15 protein-coding genes and 1 pseudogene are annotated in these 16,322 nt (G+C 68.7%); 9 read left to right on the top strand and 7 right to left on the bottom strand.

Features of this window, described 5'->3' with window-relative positions:
• The first annotated feature begins 373 nt into the window (after positions 1-373).
• On the top strand, positions 374-3,235 hold the full coding sequence (locus ACZ50Z_RS05100; protein WP_464486094.1) for an aminotransferase class I/II-fold pyridoxal phosphate-dependent enzyme: 2,862 nt from the start codon (positions 374-376) through the stop codon (positions 3,233-3,235).
• A gap of 4 nt (positions 3,236-3,239) precedes the next feature.
• Here ACZ50Z_RS05100 and ACZ50Z_RS05105 read toward each other — a convergent pair whose 3' ends face one another.
• Complete coding sequence (locus ACZ50Z_RS05105) at positions 3,240-3,524, bottom strand: hypothetical protein (RefSeq protein WP_464482560.1); 285 nt, start codon at positions 3,522-3,524, stop codon at positions 3,240-3,242.
• Positions 3,525-3,583: 59 nt separating this feature from the next.
• On the opposite strand from ACZ50Z_RS05105, the gene ACZ50Z_RS05110 reads away from it, so the two are divergent.
• The gene (locus ACZ50Z_RS05110; RefSeq protein WP_464482561.1) at positions 3,584-5,011 is read left to right on the top strand and encodes a sensor histidine kinase; all 1,428 of its coding nucleotides are present in this window, start codon (positions 3,584-3,586) and stop codon (positions 5,009-5,011) included.
• Here ACZ50Z_RS05110 and ACZ50Z_RS05115 read toward each other — a convergent pair.
• Entirely contained in the window at positions 4,993-5,661 is a 669-nt protein-coding gene (locus ACZ50Z_RS05115) for a response regulator transcription factor (RefSeq protein WP_464482562.1), read from the bottom strand. The two genes, ACZ50Z_RS05110 and ACZ50Z_RS05115, sit on opposite strands and share 19 nt — an antisense overlap.
• A gap of 144 nt (positions 5,662-5,805) precedes the next feature.
• A complete protein-coding gene (locus tag ACZ50Z_RS05120; protein WP_464482563.1) occupies positions 5,806-6,132 on the bottom strand; it encodes a hypothetical protein in 327 nt (108 codons plus the stop codon).
• 281 nt (positions 6,133-6,413) lie between these two features.
• Here ACZ50Z_RS05120 and ACZ50Z_RS05125 point away from each other — a divergent pair, with 281 nt between their 5' ends.
• From ACZ50Z_RS05125 to ACZ50Z_RS05150, 6 genes are read left to right on the top strand one after another with little or no spacing between them, the layout of a single operon-like run.
• Positions 6,414-7,172: a GntR family transcriptional regulator gene (locus tag ACZ50Z_RS05125; protein ID WP_464482564.1), complete on the top strand. Its 759-nt coding sequence runs from the start codon at positions 6,414-6,416 to the stop codon at positions 7,170-7,172.
• Positions 7,169-7,399: a 4Fe-4S dicluster domain-containing protein gene (locus tag ACZ50Z_RS05130; RefSeq protein WP_008258228.1), complete on the top strand. Its 231-nt coding sequence runs from the start codon at positions 7,169-7,171 to the stop codon at positions 7,397-7,399. Before ACZ50Z_RS05125 ends, ACZ50Z_RS05130 begins: the two co-directional genes overlap by 4 nt.
• Positions 7,400-7,424: 25 nt before the next feature.
• Positions 7,425-8,813: an ABC transporter substrate-binding protein gene (locus ACZ50Z_RS05135; RefSeq protein WP_464482565.1), complete on the top strand. Its 1,389-nt coding sequence runs from the start codon at positions 7,425-7,427 to the stop codon at positions 8,811-8,813.
• Entirely contained in the window at positions 8,810-9,667 is an 858-nt protein-coding gene (locus ACZ50Z_RS05140; RefSeq protein ID WP_464482566.1) for an ABC transporter permease, read from the top strand. Before ACZ50Z_RS05135 ends, ACZ50Z_RS05140 begins: the two co-directional genes overlap by 4 nt.
• Positions 9,664-10,413, top strand: a complete 750-nt coding sequence (locus ACZ50Z_RS05145; protein WP_464482567.1) for an ABC transporter ATP-binding protein — start codon at positions 9,664-9,666, stop codon at positions 10,411-10,413. Before ACZ50Z_RS05140 ends, ACZ50Z_RS05145 begins: the two co-directional genes overlap by 4 nt.
• Positions 10,410-13,124: a fumarate reductase/succinate dehydrogenase flavoprotein subunit gene (locus tag ACZ50Z_RS05150; protein WP_464482568.1), complete on the top strand. Its 2,715-nt coding sequence runs from the start codon at positions 10,410-10,412 to the stop codon at positions 13,122-13,124. Before ACZ50Z_RS05145 ends, ACZ50Z_RS05150 begins: the two co-directional genes overlap by 4 nt.
• Here ACZ50Z_RS05150 and ACZ50Z_RS05155 read toward each other — a convergent pair whose 3' ends face one another.
• From ACZ50Z_RS05155 to ACZ50Z_RS05165, 3 genes are read right to left on the bottom strand one after another with little or no spacing between them, the layout of a single operon-like run.
• Positions 13,125-13,664, bottom strand: coding sequence for a GNAT family N-acetyltransferase (locus ACZ50Z_RS05155; RefSeq protein WP_464482569.1), 540 nt, complete (start codon positions 13,662-13,664; stop codon positions 13,125-13,127).
• A gap of 7 nt (positions 13,665-13,671) precedes the next feature.
• The gene (locus tag ACZ50Z_RS05160; RefSeq protein WP_464482570.1) at positions 13,672-14,886 is read right to left on the bottom strand and encodes a serine hydrolase domain-containing protein; all 1,215 of its coding nucleotides are present in this window, start codon (positions 14,884-14,886) and stop codon (positions 13,672-13,674) included.
• 32 nt (positions 14,887-14,918) lie between these two features.
• Positions 14,919-15,350, bottom strand: a complete 432-nt coding sequence (locus tag ACZ50Z_RS05165; RefSeq protein ID WP_464482571.1) for a hypothetical protein — start codon at positions 15,348-15,350, stop codon at positions 14,919-14,921.
• Between the two features lie 117 nt (positions 15,351-15,467).
• On the opposite strand from ACZ50Z_RS05165, the gene ACZ50Z_RS05170 reads away from it, so the two are divergent.
• Positions 15,468-16,076 (top strand): MerR family transcriptional regulator, encoded by a 609-nt coding sequence (locus ACZ50Z_RS05170; RefSeq protein ID WP_464486095.1) that lies wholly within the window; start codon positions 15,468-15,470, stop codon positions 16,074-16,076.
• Between the two features lie 16 nt (positions 16,077-16,092).
• On the opposite strand, the pseudogene ACZ50Z_RS05175 reads toward ACZ50Z_RS05170, so the two are convergent.
• Positions 16,093-16,233 (bottom strand): annotated as a pseudogene (locus ACZ50Z_RS05175) (class I SAM-dependent methyltransferase); the annotation flags it as partial.
• Between the last annotated feature and the right edge of the window lie 89 nt (positions 16,234-16,322).

The raw sequence follows: 16,322 nt of genomic DNA on the forward strand, positions 1-16,322 counted from the left end.
ATAAGTATTGCCCTACGCCACAACGGGAGTCCACGATGATGAATCTGCAGAAGGTCCCGGTATTGGCGGCAGTAGCCGCGGTGTTGGCTTTCGCTGCGATAGCGGTCGGACCGGGTCTGGTCCAGGCTAATCCCTTCCCCTACCAGCCGGGGCCACATGAACCCGGGCCTGGACCAGGGATACCGGGACCCGGTATACCCGGCGGGGGCCCGGGACTACCACCGGGTCAGGTTTCGCCACTACCGCCCGGCCAGGTCAACCAGCTTCCGTTCGTTCCTCCGCCCGGCCACTGGGGCAAGCCGTGAACGTGGGTGTGTCAATCGAGCGTTGGCCAGACGTGGGCGCCCCGGGTTGACAAAATAGCCGCGTGGCTATGAACCGATACAGCTCCCAGCCGCGACGACTTCGAGTCTCCGCGTTGGCGGCGGTGGCCAATCCGTCGTACGCCCGCGTCGACACCTGGAACCTGCTCGACGACGCCTGCCGTCACCTCGCCGAGGTGGACCTCGCCGGGTTGGACAAAACCCATGACGTGGCCCGCGTGAAGCGCCTGATGGATCGCATCGCCGCCTACGAGCGCTATTGGCTGTACCCGGGCGCCGCGAATCTGGCGGTCTTCCGCGCGCACCTGGAGAGCCTGTCCACCGTGCGGCTCACCGAAGAGGTCTCGCTGGCCGTGCGGCTGCTGAGCGAATACGGGGACCGCGCAGGCCTTTTCGACACCTCGGCGCCGCTGGATGACCAGGAGCTGGTGGCCCAGGCCAAACAGCAGCATTTCTACACCGTGTTACTCGCCGACGACGCCCCGAGCACGGCGCCGGACAGCTTGGCCGAGTGCCTGCGAGCGCTGCGTTGTCCGTCCGACGACGTGCAGTTCGAGATCCTGGTGGTCCCCAGCGTCGAGGACGCCATCACCGCGGTCGCCCTGAACGGCGAGATCCAGGCCGCGATCATCCGCGACGACCTGCCGCTGCGCTCCCGCGACCGGTTGCCGCTGATGAACACGTTGCTCGGGCCCAACGAGGACGCGGACGGAGTGATTCCCGATCGCGCCAACGACTGGGTGGAGTGCGGCGAGTGGATCAGGGAGCTGCGGCCCCACATCGACCTGTATCTGCTCACCGACGAGTCGATCGCGGCGGGCGACGACAGCGAACCCGACGTCTACGATCGGACGTTCTACCGGCTCAACGACGTCACCGACCTGCACAGCACAGTGCTCGCCGGGCTGCGGAATCGTTATGCCACACCGTTTTTCGACGCGCTGCGGGCGTATGCGGCGGCGCCGGTCGGCCAGTTCCACGCGCTGCCCGTCGCGCGCGGCGCCAGCATCTTCAACTCCAGATCGCTGCAGGACATGGGAGAGTTCTACGGCCGCAACATCTTCATGGCCGAAACCTCCACCACCTCCGGCGGTTTGGACTCGCTGCTCGACCCGCACGGCAACATCAAGAAGGCGATGGACAAGGCCGCGCGCACCTGGAATGCCGACCACACCTACTTCGTCACCAACGGGACGTCGACCGCCAACAAGATCGTCGTGCAGTCGCTGACCCGGCCCGGCGACATCGTGCTGATCGACCGCAACTGCCACAAGTCGCACCACTACGGGCTGGTGCTGGCCGGGGCCTACCCGCTGTACCTGGACGCCTACCCGCTGCCGCAGTTCGCGATCTACGGGGCGGTGTCGCTGCGCACCATCAAGCAGACGCTGCTGGATCTGGAGGCCGCCGGTCAGTTGCACCGCGTGCGGATGCTGCTGCTGACCAACTGCACCTTCGACGGCGTCGTCTACAACCCGCTGCAGGTCATGCAGGAGGTGCTGGCGATCAAGCCCGACATCTGCTTTTTGTGGGACGAGGCGTGGTACGCCTTCGCCACGGCGGTGCCGTGGGCCCGGCAGCGGACCGCGATGGTGGCCGCCGAGCGCCTCGAGCACATGCTGGTGTCGCCGGAATACATTGAGGAGTACCGGAAATGGGCCGCCTCCATGGAAGGCGTCGACCGGTCGGAGTGGATCGAGCGTGAGCTGATGCCCGACCCGGCCAGCGCGAGGGTCCGCGTCTATGCGACGCATTCCACGCACAAGTCGCTGTCGGCGCTGCGGCAGGCGTCGATGATCCACGTCCGTGACCAGGATTTCAACGCGCTCACCCGCGACGCGTTCGGGGAGGCGTTCTTGACCCACACGTCGACCTCGCCGAACCAGCAGCTCCTCGCGTCGCTGGACCTGGCGCGCCGCCAGGTCGACATCGAAGGCTTCCAATTGGTCCGGCAGGTCTACGACATGGCGCTGGTCTTCCGGCACCGGGTCCGCAAAGACCGGCTGATCAGCAAGTGGTTCCGCATCCTCGACGAATCCGACCTGGTGCCAGAGGAATTCCGGGAGTCGTCGGTCAGTTCGTACCGCGAGGTCAGGCAGGGCGCGCTGGCCGAATGGAACGAGGCGTGGCGCTCGGACCAGTTCGTGCTGGACGCGACGCGGGTGACGCTGTTCGTCGGCGCGACTGGGATGAACGGCTACGACTTCCGCGAAAAGATCCTGATGGAGCGGTTCGGCATCCAGATCAACAAGACGTCGATCAACAGCGTGCTGTTGATCTTCACGATCGGGGTCACCTGGTCGAGCGTGCACTACCTGCTCGACGTGTTACGAAGGGTGGCAATCGATTTCGACCGCACCGAAAAGGCGGCAAGCGTGGCGGACCGGGCGCTGCAGGAACGCCACATCGAGGAGATCACCGAGGACCTGCCGCACCTGCCCGACTTCAGCGAATTCGACGTCGCCTTCCGGCCCGTCGACGAGTGCAACTTCGGCGACATGCGCTCGGCGTTCTACGCCGGCTACGAGGAGTCCGATCGCGAACACGTGCTGATCGGCATGGCCGGGCGACGCCTGGCCGAGGGCAAGACGCTGGTGTCGACCACGTTCGTGGTGCCCTACCCGCCGGGCTTCCCGGTGCTGGTGCCCGGCCAGGTGGTCTCCAAGGAGATCGTCTACTTCCTCGCCCAGCTCGACGTCAAGGAAATCCACGGATACAACCCGGATTTGGGGCTGTCGGTCTTTACCGAGACCGCGCTGGCACGCATGGAAGCGCAACGCAACGCCGCGCAGGCCGCGGTCGGCTCGGTGACCGCGGCGTTCGAGCTGCCCGCCGACGCCTCCGGCATGAACGGGGCGCGCAACGGCGCCGACGAGGTCCGGGCGGTGCCGTCGGTCGCCGACAACGCCTGAGCGCTCAGCCGGCAGCGCGGGTCGGGTGCGCGTCGCACGCGGTGCGGGCCGAGGTGTGCGCCGCGGGCGCCGGCCAGTCGGCGATCCCGTGCCGGATTCCACGGACGATGGCGTCCCCGTCTGCCGGACCTGTGTCTTGGCATCCCGAACGAAGGGTGCTGAACGCACTCGGGTCGGCGCCGGCCGGCGCCGACCCCGGCGCACCGGAGCCGAACGCGACGGCGGCGCCGACCAGGAATGCGGTGATCGCGCGACCGTTGCGACGCGCGCGGCGTGCAGTGCCCAACATGACCGGTCCCAGCGTATTGCCCGGCCGCTGAGAGGGCGCTGAGAGGCGCGCTGAGCTCGATGTTTTCAGCCGGGCCACCGGCCTGCACAATCAAGGGCATGCGGGTGTTCGGTGGCGGGCGGGCGCGGCGTTGGTCGCGCCTGGGCATCTCCGCTCGCTCGGCGGCGGTCTCGGCGATCGTCGTGTTCTGCGCACTGACCGTCGCCGGAGCCGGCTTGGACGTGATCCTGTATCGGTCGTTGTTGGCGGGCGTCGATTACGCCTCCGCCGAACGGGTTCGGGACATCTCGAAGGCCCTGGCGTCCGGTTCGTTCGACACCCTCGACAACGCCCTGCTGACCACCGATCAACGGGTGGTCGCGACCCAGGTGATCGGCCCCGATGGCGCCGTGGTCAAACGGTCCGGATTGGCGCCTGCGACACCGTTGGTCCCCGTCACCGAATTCGACTTCACGTTGCGGCGCCGCATGTCCGACGACGCGGTGGCGAGCGACGACATGCGGGTCAGCGGCCAACGGGTCGCCACCCGTTCCGGTGTGTACACGGTGCTGGTGGGCGGGGGCAGCGAGGCGGTCGAGGCGACCGCACGGACTCTGGCCATCCTGCTGGCCTGCAGCGCGCCGATCATCGTCGCGGTCGTGGCCGGCGCGACCTACTGGCTGGTGCGCCGTTCGCTGCGCTCGGTCGACGCGATCCGTGCGCAGGTGGCCGCCATCTCGACATCGGATCTGGCGCAACGGGTGCCGGTCCCCGACAGCGACGACGAGATCGCGGCCCTGGCTGTCACCATGAACGAGATGCTTTCGCGTCTACAAGCGGGTCACCAAGCGCAGCAACGCTTCGTCGGCGACGCCTCCCATGAACTGCGCAGCCCGCTGACCACCATCATCTCCGGACTGGAAGTGGCCGAGGCGCACCCCGATCTGCTCGATGCCGAGTTGGCGGTCAACACGTTGCTTCCCGAGGCGCAGCGCATGCGCACGCTGGTCGAAGATCTGCTGCTGCTGGCCCGCGCCGACGAGCGAAACCTGCTGCGGCGCAAGGAGCAGGTGGCATTCGATGACCTCGCGCACGCCGAGGTCGAGCGTGCGCGGCGTGACACGCAATGCGTGATCCACACCGATATCCGTCCGGTTCGCCTGGAAGGCGACCCGGTGGCCATCGCGCGCATGATCCGTAATCTCATCGAAAACGCCGTCCGCCATGCGGTTTCGTGTGTCGCCATCGAAGTCGTCGGACAAGACGAAACGGCGAGCCTCACCGTCAGCGACGACGGTCCCGGAATCGCCCCCGCCGACCGGAGCCGGGTATTCGAACGTTTCGTTCGCCTGGATTCCGATCGGGCTCGTAGCGGGGGAGGTACCGGACTGGGCCTGGCGATCGTCGCCGAGGTCGTCGCCGCGCACGGGGGCGTCGTGACCATCGATGGCCCGTCCTGCGGCGGAACCAAGATGATTGTGAGGTTGCCTCAGCACAGCAATCGATAGCCGACGCCCCGGACCGTCTCGATTGTGTTGGTACCGAAGGGGGCATCGATCTTGCGACGCAGATATCCCACGTAGACCTCGACCACGTTGTCGGGCCCGTGATGGTGTGCGTCCCACACGTTCTGCAAGATCTCGGCCTTGGTCACCACCACGTCCTTATTGCGCATCAAGAACTCGAGCACCCCGTACTCGCGGGGTGTCAGGGCGATCGGGGTGGAACCACGCTGGACCGTGTGCCGCGCTGGATCCAGCGACAGCGTCCCCGCCTTCAACACCACCGGCCGCGCCGGAGCGCCGCGCCGAACCAGCGCCCGCAGGCGCGCCACCAGCACCCGGAACGAAAACGGTTTCGTCAGATAGTCATCCGCACCGAGATCGAACGCATCGGTCTCGTCGTACTCCCCGTCTTTGGCGGTCAGCATGAGCACCGGCGTCCACACGTCGTGCGACCGCATCCGGCGCAGCACCTCGTACCCGCTGAGCCCGGGCAGCATGATGTCGAGAACCACTACGTCAAAGCCGCTTTCGGCGGCCTCCTGAAGGCCATCGACGCCGTTGTCGGCGACGACCACGACGAATCCCTCCGCCCGCAGCCCCCTGGCCACCGTCGCCGCCAGCCGCGGCTCGTCCTCGACGAGCAGGACCCTCATGTCTCAACGCTACGTCGAGTGGCGTGCGCGCTCCTAGTTTCGACGGTGGCAGACCCGCTTCGCCCGGCTCCGTCTGTTGGCGGCGACCCGCTTCGCCCGGTCGCACCGCGCTTGCGATCGCCGCGGCCGCGCCCGCGATCACCACTAGTCGGGCCAGCGCGCCTCAATGAGCACCTCGGCGAAGGGGCCGCCCATGCGGCAGAAACGATTTGTCGACAGCCACACGACGCGGGGCTTTTTCAGCGTGATGCGCGCCGGATGGCCGACGATGGACTCCCCGGGGTTGGTATGGCTGACGAACGTTGTCGGGGCGCCCGCGTCCACGTCCACTTGCCAGCCGGGCCAGGGGCATTCGAAAAAGTCACGGTTGAACCACATCGTCGGGCATTCGTCAATCCGACGGTCTCGCAACCCTATTGGGGGAAGCATCATCAGGGGTGTCCCTACCAGCTGCTGCGTGACGGGGGGCATGCGCGCTCCTTACCTCTACCCGATCGCCGGCTGACCGCCGCCGGAAAACCGTACGGCCACCACGCTGAGAAATCGTTGAGAGTGTCGCGGGGTCGCGCGCGTCGGGTTCTGCTCACCCAGATCACAACGCCGGCGGATCGCCGCAGGTGGCGCAATGGCGGGCCGGCCCGGGGTTTTCGCTGGTCGGACCCGAACGCGACCCGGCGCAATGGGCGCGGCCGCCGTCGCAGCCCCGCGCCGGCGGCCCGGAAAGGGCCCCTGAGCTGCGTTAGCGTGACGGCGTGGCGCAACCAGTACCCGTCGGGGATGTTCAGGGCTCGCGGGCCAGCCGCGCCCGCCGGGTCGCCGACGTGTTGCGCCAGCAGATCCACGCCGACGCCTACCCGGACGGCCTGCCGGCCGAACTCGATCTGGCCGCCGAATTCTCGGTCTCGCGCAACACCGTCCGCGAGGCGCTGACCGTCCTCAAGCACGAGGGCCTCATCGACCGCGGCCCCAAGGTCGGCACCCACGTCGCGCAGCGCAAGTACGCCCACGGGCTCGACGCGCTGCTGGGGCTCAAGGAGACGTTCAAGGATCTCGGTGAGGTGCGCAACGAGGTGCGGGCGGCCATGCCGGTCACCGCGCCGCCGTCGGTGGCCCGCCGGTTGCGGCTGAAGCCGGGGGAGCGGGCGGTGTTCGTCGAACGGCTGCGCTACCTCGGTGACCTGCCGCTCAGCCTCGACCTCACCTACCTCGCCCCGGATATCGGCACCCAGGTGTTGAACCACCCCCTGGAGACCGACGATTTGTTCGCGCTCATCGAGGAGGTCAGCGGGCAGCGGCTGGGGTCGGCGGCGCTGGCGCTCGAGGCCATCCCCGCCGACGCGCATTCGGCGGCGACGCTGCAGGTCCCCGACGGTGCGGCGCTGCTGATGCTGGAGCGCCTCACCAGCCTGGCCGACGGCACGCCCGTCGACCTCGAGTACATCCGGATGCGCGGCGACCGAATCACCATGCGCGGCAATCTTGTCCGAGCCGAAACGAGGAGCAACCCATGACGCTGATCAACAACACGCGCGCGGACGTACCGGTGACGATCGACGAGTCGCTGTGCATCGACGGTTGCACGCTGTGCGTGGAGGTCTGCCCGCTCGACGCGCTGGCCATCAACCCCGACACCGGCAAGGCCTTCATGCATGTCGACGAATGCTGGTACTGCGGCCCCTGCGCGGCCCGCTGTCCGACCGGCGCCGTCACCGTCAACATGCCCTATCTCCTTCGCTGAAAAGCGTTTATCCCCAGGATCTTCGATGAAACGACACGCCGTCTGGCCGGCGTCGGTGATGATCGCGATCGCCGCGCTGCTCTCCGGGTGCTCGCTGGAATCCCTGTCGCAGTCATCCGGTGTGGTCAACGTGGTGGTGGGATACCAGTCCAAGACCATCAACACCGTCACCGCGGGTACGTTGCTGCGCGCGCAGGGCTACCTCGAGCACCGCCTGGCCGACATAACCACCCGCACCGGCACCAAATACGCGGTGCGGTGGCAGGATTACGACACCGGCGCCCCGATCACCGCGCAGATGCTCGCCGAGAAGATCGACATCGGCTCGATGGGCGACTACCCGATGCTGATCAACGGCTCCAAGACGCAGGCTAACCCGCTGGCCCGCACCGAGATCGTCTCCATCACCGGCTACAACCCCAAAGGCGCGCTCAACATGGTGGTGGTGACGCCGGATTCGCGCGCCAAGGGCCTGGCCGACCTCGCCGGCGCCAAGGTCTCGGCCAGCGTCGGGTCGGCCGGGCACGGCACGCTGATGCGCGCGCTCAGCAGGGCCGGCGTCAATGGTGTCGAGGTGCTCAACCAGCAACCGCAGGTCGGCGCGTCGGCGCTGGAATCCGGTCAGGTGCAAGCGCTTTCGCAGTTCGTCGCCTGGCCGGGCCTGCTGGTGTACCAGGGCAAGGCCAAACTGCTCTACGACGGGGCCGAGCTGAACCTGCCCACCCTGCACGGTGTGGTGGTGCGCCGCTCCTACGCATCGGCGCATCCGGAGGTGCTGGGCGCCTTCCTGCAGGCGCAACTGGACGCCACCGACTTCCTGAACGACAAGCCGCTGCAGGCCGCCCGCATCGTGGCCAAGGAAAGCGGGCTGCCGCAGGAGGTCGTGTACCTCTACAACGGTCCGGGCGGCACGTCGTTCGACACCACATTGAAGCCGTCACTGATCGAGGCGCTGAAAAGCGATGTGCCGTACCTGAAGTCGATCGGCGACTTCGCCGATCTCGATGTGGCGAAGTTCGTGGTTGACGAACCGCTGCGGACTGTGTTCACCGCCCGCGGGCTCGACTACGCGGCGTCGCGGGCGCGCACCGCCAACCCGTCGGCGCTGCGGGGCGACCCCGCGCTGGCCAGCGAGCTGTGGCTGGACGGGGCCGACGCCACGCAGACGGCCGCAACCCCGACGGCCCTGCTGCGGGCCGTGCGGGATGCGGTCAGCCACGGCGCCACAGTCCGCGCGGCCTACGTTCCCGACGCCGAACTGGGCACCCGCTGGTTCGCCGACAAGGCGTTCTGGGTCAAAGACGGGCAGAACTATCTGCCGTTCGGCACCGCGGCCGGGGCGGACCGGTACCTCGCCGGTCACCCGGGCGGTGTCGCGATGGATTACCAAGAGGCACTGGGAGGTTCGGTATGACTGCCCAAGTGGTGGCCGATCAAGTCCTTGGCGTCGTCTCGGCGCCTGCGGTGACGCGGCCGCGGCGGATCACCGCGCGGTGGCAGTCGCGGCTGCTGCGGCTGGCGTCGGTGGCCGCCGCGATCGGGCTGTGGCAGGTGCTCACCGCGGACAAGGTGCGGCTGTTGCTGCGCTTTGACACGCTGCCCACCGTCACCGAGATCGTCGGCGCGCTGCACCGCAGGCTCGGCGCCGGCGAATACTGGCTCGACCTGGCGCAGTCGCTGATCCGCATTTTGACCGGATTCGGTCTGGCCGCCGTCATCGGCGTGGCGACCGGGGTGCTGCTGGGCCGTTCGCGCTTGTTCGCCGACGTGTTCGGGCCGCTGGCGGAGCTGGCCCGGCCCATCCCGGCCATCGCGATGGTGCCCGTGGCCATCCTGCTGTTCCCGACCGACGAGGCCGGCATCGTGTTCATCACGTTCCTGGCGGCCTTTTTCCCGATCATGGTCTCCACCCGGCACGCGGTGCGCGCGCTGCCCACGCTGTGGGAGGACTCGGTGCGCACGCTGGGCGGCGGCCGCTGGGAGGTGCTGACGCAGGTGGTGTTGCCGGGCATCCTGCCGGGTGTCTTCGGCGGGTTGTCCGTCGGCATGGGGGTGGCCTGGATCTGCGTGATCTCCGCCGAGATGATCTCCGGGCGCCTCGGCGTCGGCTACCGCACCTGGCAGGACTACACCGTGCTGGCCTACCCGCAGGTGTTCGTCGGCATCATCACGATCGGCGTGCTGGGATTCGTGACGTCGGCCGCCGTCGAAGTGGTGGGGCGCCGCGTGACCCGCTGGCTGCCGCGCGCACAGGGGGGAGCGCGATGACCGCGACGAAAACCGGGATGAGTCTCGAGCTGGACCGGGTTCGGTTGTCCTACAACGGTCCTGCGGTGATCGACGAGCTGAGCCTGGTGGTGCGGCCGGGGGAGATCCTGGTGCTGACCGGGCCGTCGGGCTGCGGCAAGTCGACGGTGCTGCGCGCCCTGGCCGGCCTGCTCGCACCCGACGGCGGGCGCGTGCTGGCCGACGGCGGCGCCGTCGCAACCACCTCGGGTGACCGGGGAATGGTGTTCCAGGACAACGCGTTACTGCCCTGGCGCACCGTGCGATCCAACATCGAACTGGCGCTGCGCCTGCGCGGCGCACCCCGGGCCGGCCGGCGCGCCGCCGCCGAACGCTGGATCGACGAACTCGGACTCACCGGATTCGGCAACTACCTGCCCAAGAGCCTGTCCGGCGGGATGCGCCAGCGCGTCCAGCTCGCGCGCGGCCTGGCCGGGGCGCCGCGCGCGGTGATGATGGACGAGCCGTTCGGGGCGTTGGACACCCAAACCCGCGCCGCCATGCAGCGGCTGCTGATCGACACCTGGCTCACCCATCCGACCACGATCGTGTTCGTCACCCACGACGTCGACGAGGCGCTGGCGCTGGGAGACCGCATCGTGGTGTTCGGCCGGGCCGGTGAGCCGTTGCGCGCGTCGATCGATGTGCCGGATCCGCGCAGCGACCGGCCGCAGGAGGAGTTGCGCGCGCAGATCATCGCCGCGCTGAACCACGCGGAGGCGGCATGATGCAGATTCCCGACCCGGCGGCACCGGTCCGTCTCGACTGCGACGTCCTGGTCATCGGCGGCGGTACCGCGGGCACCATGGCGGCGTTGTCGGCCGCCGAGAACGGCGCCCAGGTGTTGCTGCTGGAGAAGGCCCACGTGCGGCACTCCGGCGCCCTGGCGATGGGCATGGACGGGGTCAACAACGCGGTGATCCCCGGCAAGGCCGAGCCCGAGGACTACGTCGCCGAGATCACCCGCGCCAACGACGGAATCGTCAACCAGCGCACCGTGTATCAGACCGCCACCCGCGGCTTCGCGATGGTGCAGCGCCTCGAGCGCTACGGGGTGAAGTTCGAGAAGAACTCCCACGGTGAATACGCCGTGCGCCGGGTGCACCGTTCGGGGTCCTACGTGCTGCCGATGCCCGAGGGCAAGGACGTGAAAAAGGCGCTGTACCGGGTGCTGCGGCAACGGTCGATGCGCGAGAAGATCCGGATCGAGAACCGGCTGATGCCGGTCCGGGTTTTGGTCGACGGCGGCCGTGCCGTCGGCGCCGCCGCGCTGAACACGCGCACCGGCGAGTTCGTCACCGTCGGCGCCAAGGCGGTCATCCTGGCGACCGGGGCGTGCGGGCGGCTCGGGCTGCCCGCCTCGGGTTACCTGTACGGCACCTACGAGAACCCGACCAACGCCGGCGACGGCTACTCGATGGCCTACCACGCGGGCGCGGAGCTGTCGGGCATCGAATGCTTCCAGGTCAACCCGCTGATCAAGGACTACAACGGTCCCGCGTGCGCCTACGTCGCCAATCCCTTTGGCGGATACCAGGTCAACGCGCACGGCGAGCGGTTCGTGGACTCCGACTACTGGTCGGGGCAGATGATGGCCGAGGTCAAAAGCGAGATCGACTCCGCGCGCGGGCCCATCTATCTCAAGGTGACGCACCTGTCCGACGAGACGCTGACCGCGTTGGAGAACATCCTGCACACCACCGAACGGCCCACCCGGGGCACGTTCCACGCCAACCGCGGCCACGACTACCGGACCCACGACATCGAGATGCACATCTCCGAGATCGGTTTGTGCAGCGGTCATTCCGCCTCCGGGGTGTGGGTCGACGAGCAGGCCCGCACCACGGTGCCCGGCCTGTACGCCGCGGGGGACATGGCCTGCGTCCCGCACAACTACATGATCGGGGCGTTCGTGTTCGGCGACCTGGCCGGCACGCACGCCGCGTCCACCCTGGCTGATGTCGCTGCGCTGCAACAGCTTCCGTACGACCAGGTGCGCGAGGCGCACGAGCTGATCTACCGGCCGCTGCGCCACCCCGACGGGCCGCCGCAGCCCCAGGTCGAATACAAGCTGCGCCGCTTCGTCAACGACTACGTCGCGCCGCCCAAGACGGCGGCCAAGCTGTCGCTCGCGATCCGCACCTTCGACCGGATGCGCGAGGAGATCGCCGAGATGGGCGCCCGCAACCCGCACGAGCTGATGCGCGCCGTGGAGGTGTCGTTCATCCGGGACTGCGCCGAGATGGCCGCCCGATCCTCACACACCCGCACCGAATCGCGGTGGGGCCTCTACCACGACCGCGCCGATCTGCCCGGCCGCGACGACACCCGGTGGGGCTATCACCTCAACCTGCGCAAGGGCGCCGACGGTCAGATGGTGTTCCTCAAGCGGCCGGTGGCGCCGTACTTCGTCGCGGTCCCCGAGCTGGACAGCCTGCCGCCCACCGACCAGAGCGTGTACCCGGTGGAGGAGCCGCCGCTGATCGGCGGGCAGGCCCCGGCCACGGCGGTGTCCCGAATCTCCCCGGCCCCAACGGCATTCGAGGCGCCCTCGCCCCGCATCGCCGAAGTGCTGTCGCTCGAGGAGCCGACGGTCGCCGACCTGGCGCGCTACCTCTCCGACTCCGATCCCGGTGTGCGCCGCACGGCGGTGGCGACGCTGACCGAGCACATCCCCGACGGGTACGCGCCCGCCCTGCTGGCCCCGCTGGGCGACGACGACGCCGCGGTCCGCCGGACCGCCGCCGACGGGATCCGCGAGCTGGTCGAGGTGCTGCCCGACCCCGAAAAGGCAAGGGAATACCTGGATTCGGCCGACCGCGTGGTGCGGGCGGCGGTGCTGTACGTGCTGGCCGCGCGCCGCGCCGGCGACGGCGCCCGATACCGTCATGCCCTCGCCGACGCCGACCACCGGGTGCGCATCGAGGCCGTGCGCGCGCTGGTGTCCGTCGACGACGTGCAGGGCGTCGTCGACGCCGCCGGCGACGAGAACCGCGAGGTCCGGATCGCCGCGGCCGCCGGACTGGCGACGTTAGCGGCGGTGGCGGCCCCGGCTAGCCCGGCGGTGCGTCGGCTGGTCGCCGACACCGATCCGCTGGTTCGGGCCGCCGGCCTCGCCGCACTGGGCGAATTGGGTTGCGGCCAAGACGATTACGCCGCGGTCAAGCAGGCGCTGCGGGCCCCGGCGTGGCAGGTGCGCGAGGGCGCGGCGCGCGCGCTGGCCGGCGCGGCGGCGGACTTCGCGGTGCCCCAGCTGTCCGAGGCGCTCGGCGACGCGCATCTGGACGTGCGCAAGGCGGCGGTGCTCAGCCTGACCCGCTGGGCGGCCGATCCCGACGCCCGCGACGCGCTCGGGATCGCGCTCAAGGACAGCGACGCCGACGTGCGCGCCTACGCGCGCAGGGCGCTGGAGCGCGACGGCTCGCCGCATAGCGGCTAGTCAACGCAGGATCTTGGCGTAGAGCAGGCTGTCCTGCGGCTCGGGCCCCATGGTGGGGTAGACGGCGTGCCGGGCCAGTCGGCCTTCCAGGAAGAAGCCGGCGTGCTCGAGCAGGCGCGCCGAGCGTTCGTTGTCGACGCTGCAGGTGGCCCAGACGCGATACACCTCGCGATCGGCGTCGAGCGCGGTGAGGAGCATGCCGAGCACCTCCGACATCAGACCCTTGCCCCACCACCGCCGGCCCAGGCAGTAGCCGATCTCGACCGAGTGCGGTGCGGTGCGCCGGCAGCTCGCCAGCCCGACGACCTCGCCGCGGTGCCGCAGCTCGATCACCCAGGTCTTCTCGTCGGCGCCGGTGTTGAGCTTTTCGGTGATCACCCGCCGCGTCGCCGCGACGTCGGGATGCGGTGCCCACAGCAGATACTTGGTGACCTGCGGATCGCGGGCGACCCGCTGGTAGAGCGGTCCGGCGTCGTCGAGCGTGGGCAGCCGCAGGGTCAGCCGCGGCCCGTTGATGCGGTCGGGCGGGTAGTCGGGCATTCCGCTCCTACAGGCCGAGCGCGCGATAGGTGTTGCGGACGAATCTCGGTTGGGCCGTGCGGAGTTTGGCCAGCGACGTGTTGCCGGCGACGGCCGTGGCCGCGTCGACGGTCAGATCCGGCAGATTCTGGATGAGGTAGATCAGGATCAGGTCTGCGGCCGGGTCGGCCTGCCACCAGGTCCCGTAGGCGCCCGGCCAGCTGAACGTGCCGACGCCGCCGGGCCCGAATAGCGGTGTGCTTTTTGCCGGATCGGTCACCACCGACAGGTTCAGCCCGAAGCCGCGCCCGACCCAATACGGCGCGCCCAAAAAGTTGTGCCGCCTCTGCTCGTCGGTGAGTCGGTCGGTGCGCATCAGCCGGACCGACTCCTCGGAGAGCACCCGCACACCGTCGATGGTTCCGCCGCCGAGCAGCATCCGCACGAAGCGCAGATAGTCGTCGGCGCTCGACCACAAGCCGCCGCCGGCATTGCAGAACGACGGCGGCGTGAGGTGCGGCGGGCCCATCACACCGTGCTGCAGCCGGTGCTCGTTGGTGAGGCGGTACATGGTCGCCGCGCGACGCCGGGCCTCGGGCGTGACGAAGAACCCCGTGTCGGTCATGCCCGCCGGACCCAGGATGCGTTCGTCGAGAACCTGATGGAACGGCTTGCCCTCGATGCGGGCGGCGATGACGCCCAACAGGTCGATGGAATGGCTGTAGGTGACCCGGTCACCGGGCTGGTGCACCAGCGGCAGCTTGGCCAGCTCGGTCAGCCAGGCGTCCGGGCCCTGGTTGAACGGCAGCCGCATGTAGGCCTTGGCGATCGGCCCGGACACCGAGAAGCCGTATGCCAGGCCGCTGGTATGGGTGAGTAGGTCCTCGATCAAGATGGCGCGGTTCACCGGGTGGGTGCGGTCCAGCGGGCCGTGCGGGTCGTCGAGCACCCGCACGTCGGCCAGCTCCGGCGCCCAGCGCACGACCGGATCGGTGAGCTTCAGCTTGCCCTCGTCGACAAGGCTCATGATCGTCGCGACCGTCACCGGCTTGGTCATCGACGCGATGCGAAACAGCGTGTCGCGCTGCATCGGCAGGCCCGCGTCCACGTCGCGATAGCCGATCTCGTTGACCTGCAGCAGTTCTCCGCGCTGCCATACCACCGTCACCGCGCCCGCGAGCAGGCCGGCGTCGCACACTTCGCGGACGGAGGCCGCGTTACCATCCAGGCTGGAGCGATGCATCCGGTCAGGTTAGCGGGCCCGTCGGGCGGTCCTCAGATTCGGTCGATTCCCGCTATCAGGGTGGCCACTCCCGACGCGAGCACGCCCGCGAGCAACAGCGTCGCGCCGAGCCACACGCTGGCGATCAGCCGGTTCGGGCGCGCGGGGTTGCGGCCGAGCACCGACAGGAAGAAGCCCGCGGGCATCATGATGGCGGCCAGGAGCACGGCGATCGCCCCGCCGTTTGCCCAAGCGGGGCTCGCGCCCGCCGCGTTGCCCACTACCGACAGAACCAAGCCCAGCATCACGAGCACACCCGCGTGCGCATGGCCCGCTCGAAAGAACGATTTCTGCAGGTCGTTGGCTTCGTGGTTGCCGGTGACCACGCGCAGCAAGAAGGCGCCGCCGGACGCGATGGTGACGACCGAGATGATGGTGGCCCCCAGCGTGATGCTCATGACTGGAGTGATCAGCGAGGTGCTCATAAAAACTTCCTGAAATCATATTGATTGATTGGATACTTCTGATATCCAATAGTGGATAGTAGAAGTATCCAATGTCAAGATGTCCTGGCAACCTTGTGAAGGAGCGCTTTGGTGCTGATGTCGGAGCTGGCGAGTCGCACCCATGTGTCGGTGCCGACGATCAAGTTTTACCTGCGGGAGGGCGTGCTGATGCCGGGGCGCGCCGTCAACTCGACGCGCGCCCATTACGACGAGTTACACGTCCGACGGATCGCGCTGATCAGGGCGCTGTCCGCGCTCGGCCTCTCGATCTCCCAAATCAGATCGGTCGTCGAACTCATCAACCACCCGGGCCGGTCGCTTTTCGCGACGCTGGGCGCGGCGACAGCGGCGCTTTCGCGTCCCACTCAACCCGCAAGTGCGGGGGATTTCGCCCGGGCTCGAGCCGCGCTCTCGGCGCTTGACTTCGAGGTGCCCGGCGATCTTCCCGCGGTAGCGCAGCTCGGTCGTGCCCTCGCCGACGCCGAGGCCGCGGGCGTGCCGATGACCGAGGATCGATTGCGCGCATACGCGCCACACATCAGTGCCATCGCCGCGTACGACATCGAGCAGATGCCGCTGAAACCCCCAACGGCAGCAATCGAATACGCCGTCCTCGGGACAATTTTCTACGAGCCGATCCTCGCGGCACTGCGCCGCATCGCGCATGCCGACCTGACCGCGCAACGATTGGCCGAGGGCGGGTGAGCCGCCCAGTGGTCGGCTACCGTCGCCGCGCGTCGACGCACCAGAACGCCATTTCGGCGTCGTCGCCGTCCAATTCGCGGCGCATGGTGGCCGGTTGGTTCGATTCGATATCCCAGCCCGCGCCGCCGAGGACGTCGCGCAGCGTCTGCCCGGACACCGGGGGCGCACGTGGCAAGCGATGCGCGCCACACACGGCCGGCCCCGCCGCCCCCGAAATTAGTGCTACGCTGCCGTGCAGTCGACATC

Source organism: Mycobacterium sp. NTMscope_MAC_269 (assembly GCF_976985695.1).

Coding starts and splice junctions, on each gene's coding strand:
- ACZ50Z_RS05140 (WP_464482566.1), top strand. CDS start 8,810: ATGACTGCCCAAGTGGTGGCCGATCAAGTCCTTGGCGTCGTCTCGGCG.
- ACZ50Z_RS05155 (WP_464482569.1), bottom strand. CDS start 13,664: ATGCCCGACTACCCGCCCGACCGCATCAACGGGCCGCGGCTGACCCTG.
- ACZ50Z_RS05115 (WP_464482562.1), bottom strand. CDS start 5,661: ATGAGGGTCCTGCTCGTCGAGGACGAGCCGCGGCTGGCGGCGACGGTG.
- ACZ50Z_RS05110 (WP_464482561.1), top strand. CDS start 3,584: ATGTTTTCAGCCGGGCCACCGGCCTGCACAATCAAGGGCATGCGGGTG.
- ACZ50Z_RS05160 (WP_464482570.1), bottom strand. CDS start 14,886: ATGCATCGCTCCAGCCTGGATGGTAACGCGGCCTCCGTCCGCGAAGTG.
- ACZ50Z_RS05120 (WP_464482563.1), bottom strand. CDS start 6,132: ATGCCCCCCGTCACGCAGCAGCTGGTAGGGACACCCCTGATGATGCTT.
- ACZ50Z_RS05135 (WP_464482565.1), top strand. CDS start 7,425: ATGAAACGACACGCCGTCTGGCCGGCGTCGGTGATGATCGCGATCGCC.
- ACZ50Z_RS05165 (WP_464482571.1), bottom strand. CDS start 15,350: ATGAGCACCTCGCTGATCACTCCAGTCATGAGCATCACGCTGGGGGCC.
- ACZ50Z_RS05170 (WP_464486095.1), top strand. CDS start 15,468: ATGTCGGAGCTGGCGAGTCGCACCCATGTGTCGGTGCCGACGATCAAG.
- ACZ50Z_RS05145 (WP_464482567.1), top strand. CDS start 9,664: ATGACCGCGACGAAAACCGGGATGAGTCTCGAGCTGGACCGGGTTCGG.
- ACZ50Z_RS05130 (WP_008258228.1), top strand. CDS start 7,169: ATGACGCTGATCAACAACACGCGCGCGGACGTACCGGTGACGATCGAC.
- ACZ50Z_RS05150 (WP_464482568.1), top strand. CDS start 10,410: ATGATGCAGATTCCCGACCCGGCGGCACCGGTCCGTCTCGACTGCGAC.
- ACZ50Z_RS05100 (WP_464486094.1), top strand. CDS start 374: ATGAACCGATACAGCTCCCAGCCGCGACGACTTCGAGTCTCCGCGTTG.
- ACZ50Z_RS05105 (WP_464482560.1), bottom strand. CDS start 3,524: ATGTTGGGCACTGCACGCCGCGCGCGTCGCAACGGTCGCGCGATCACC.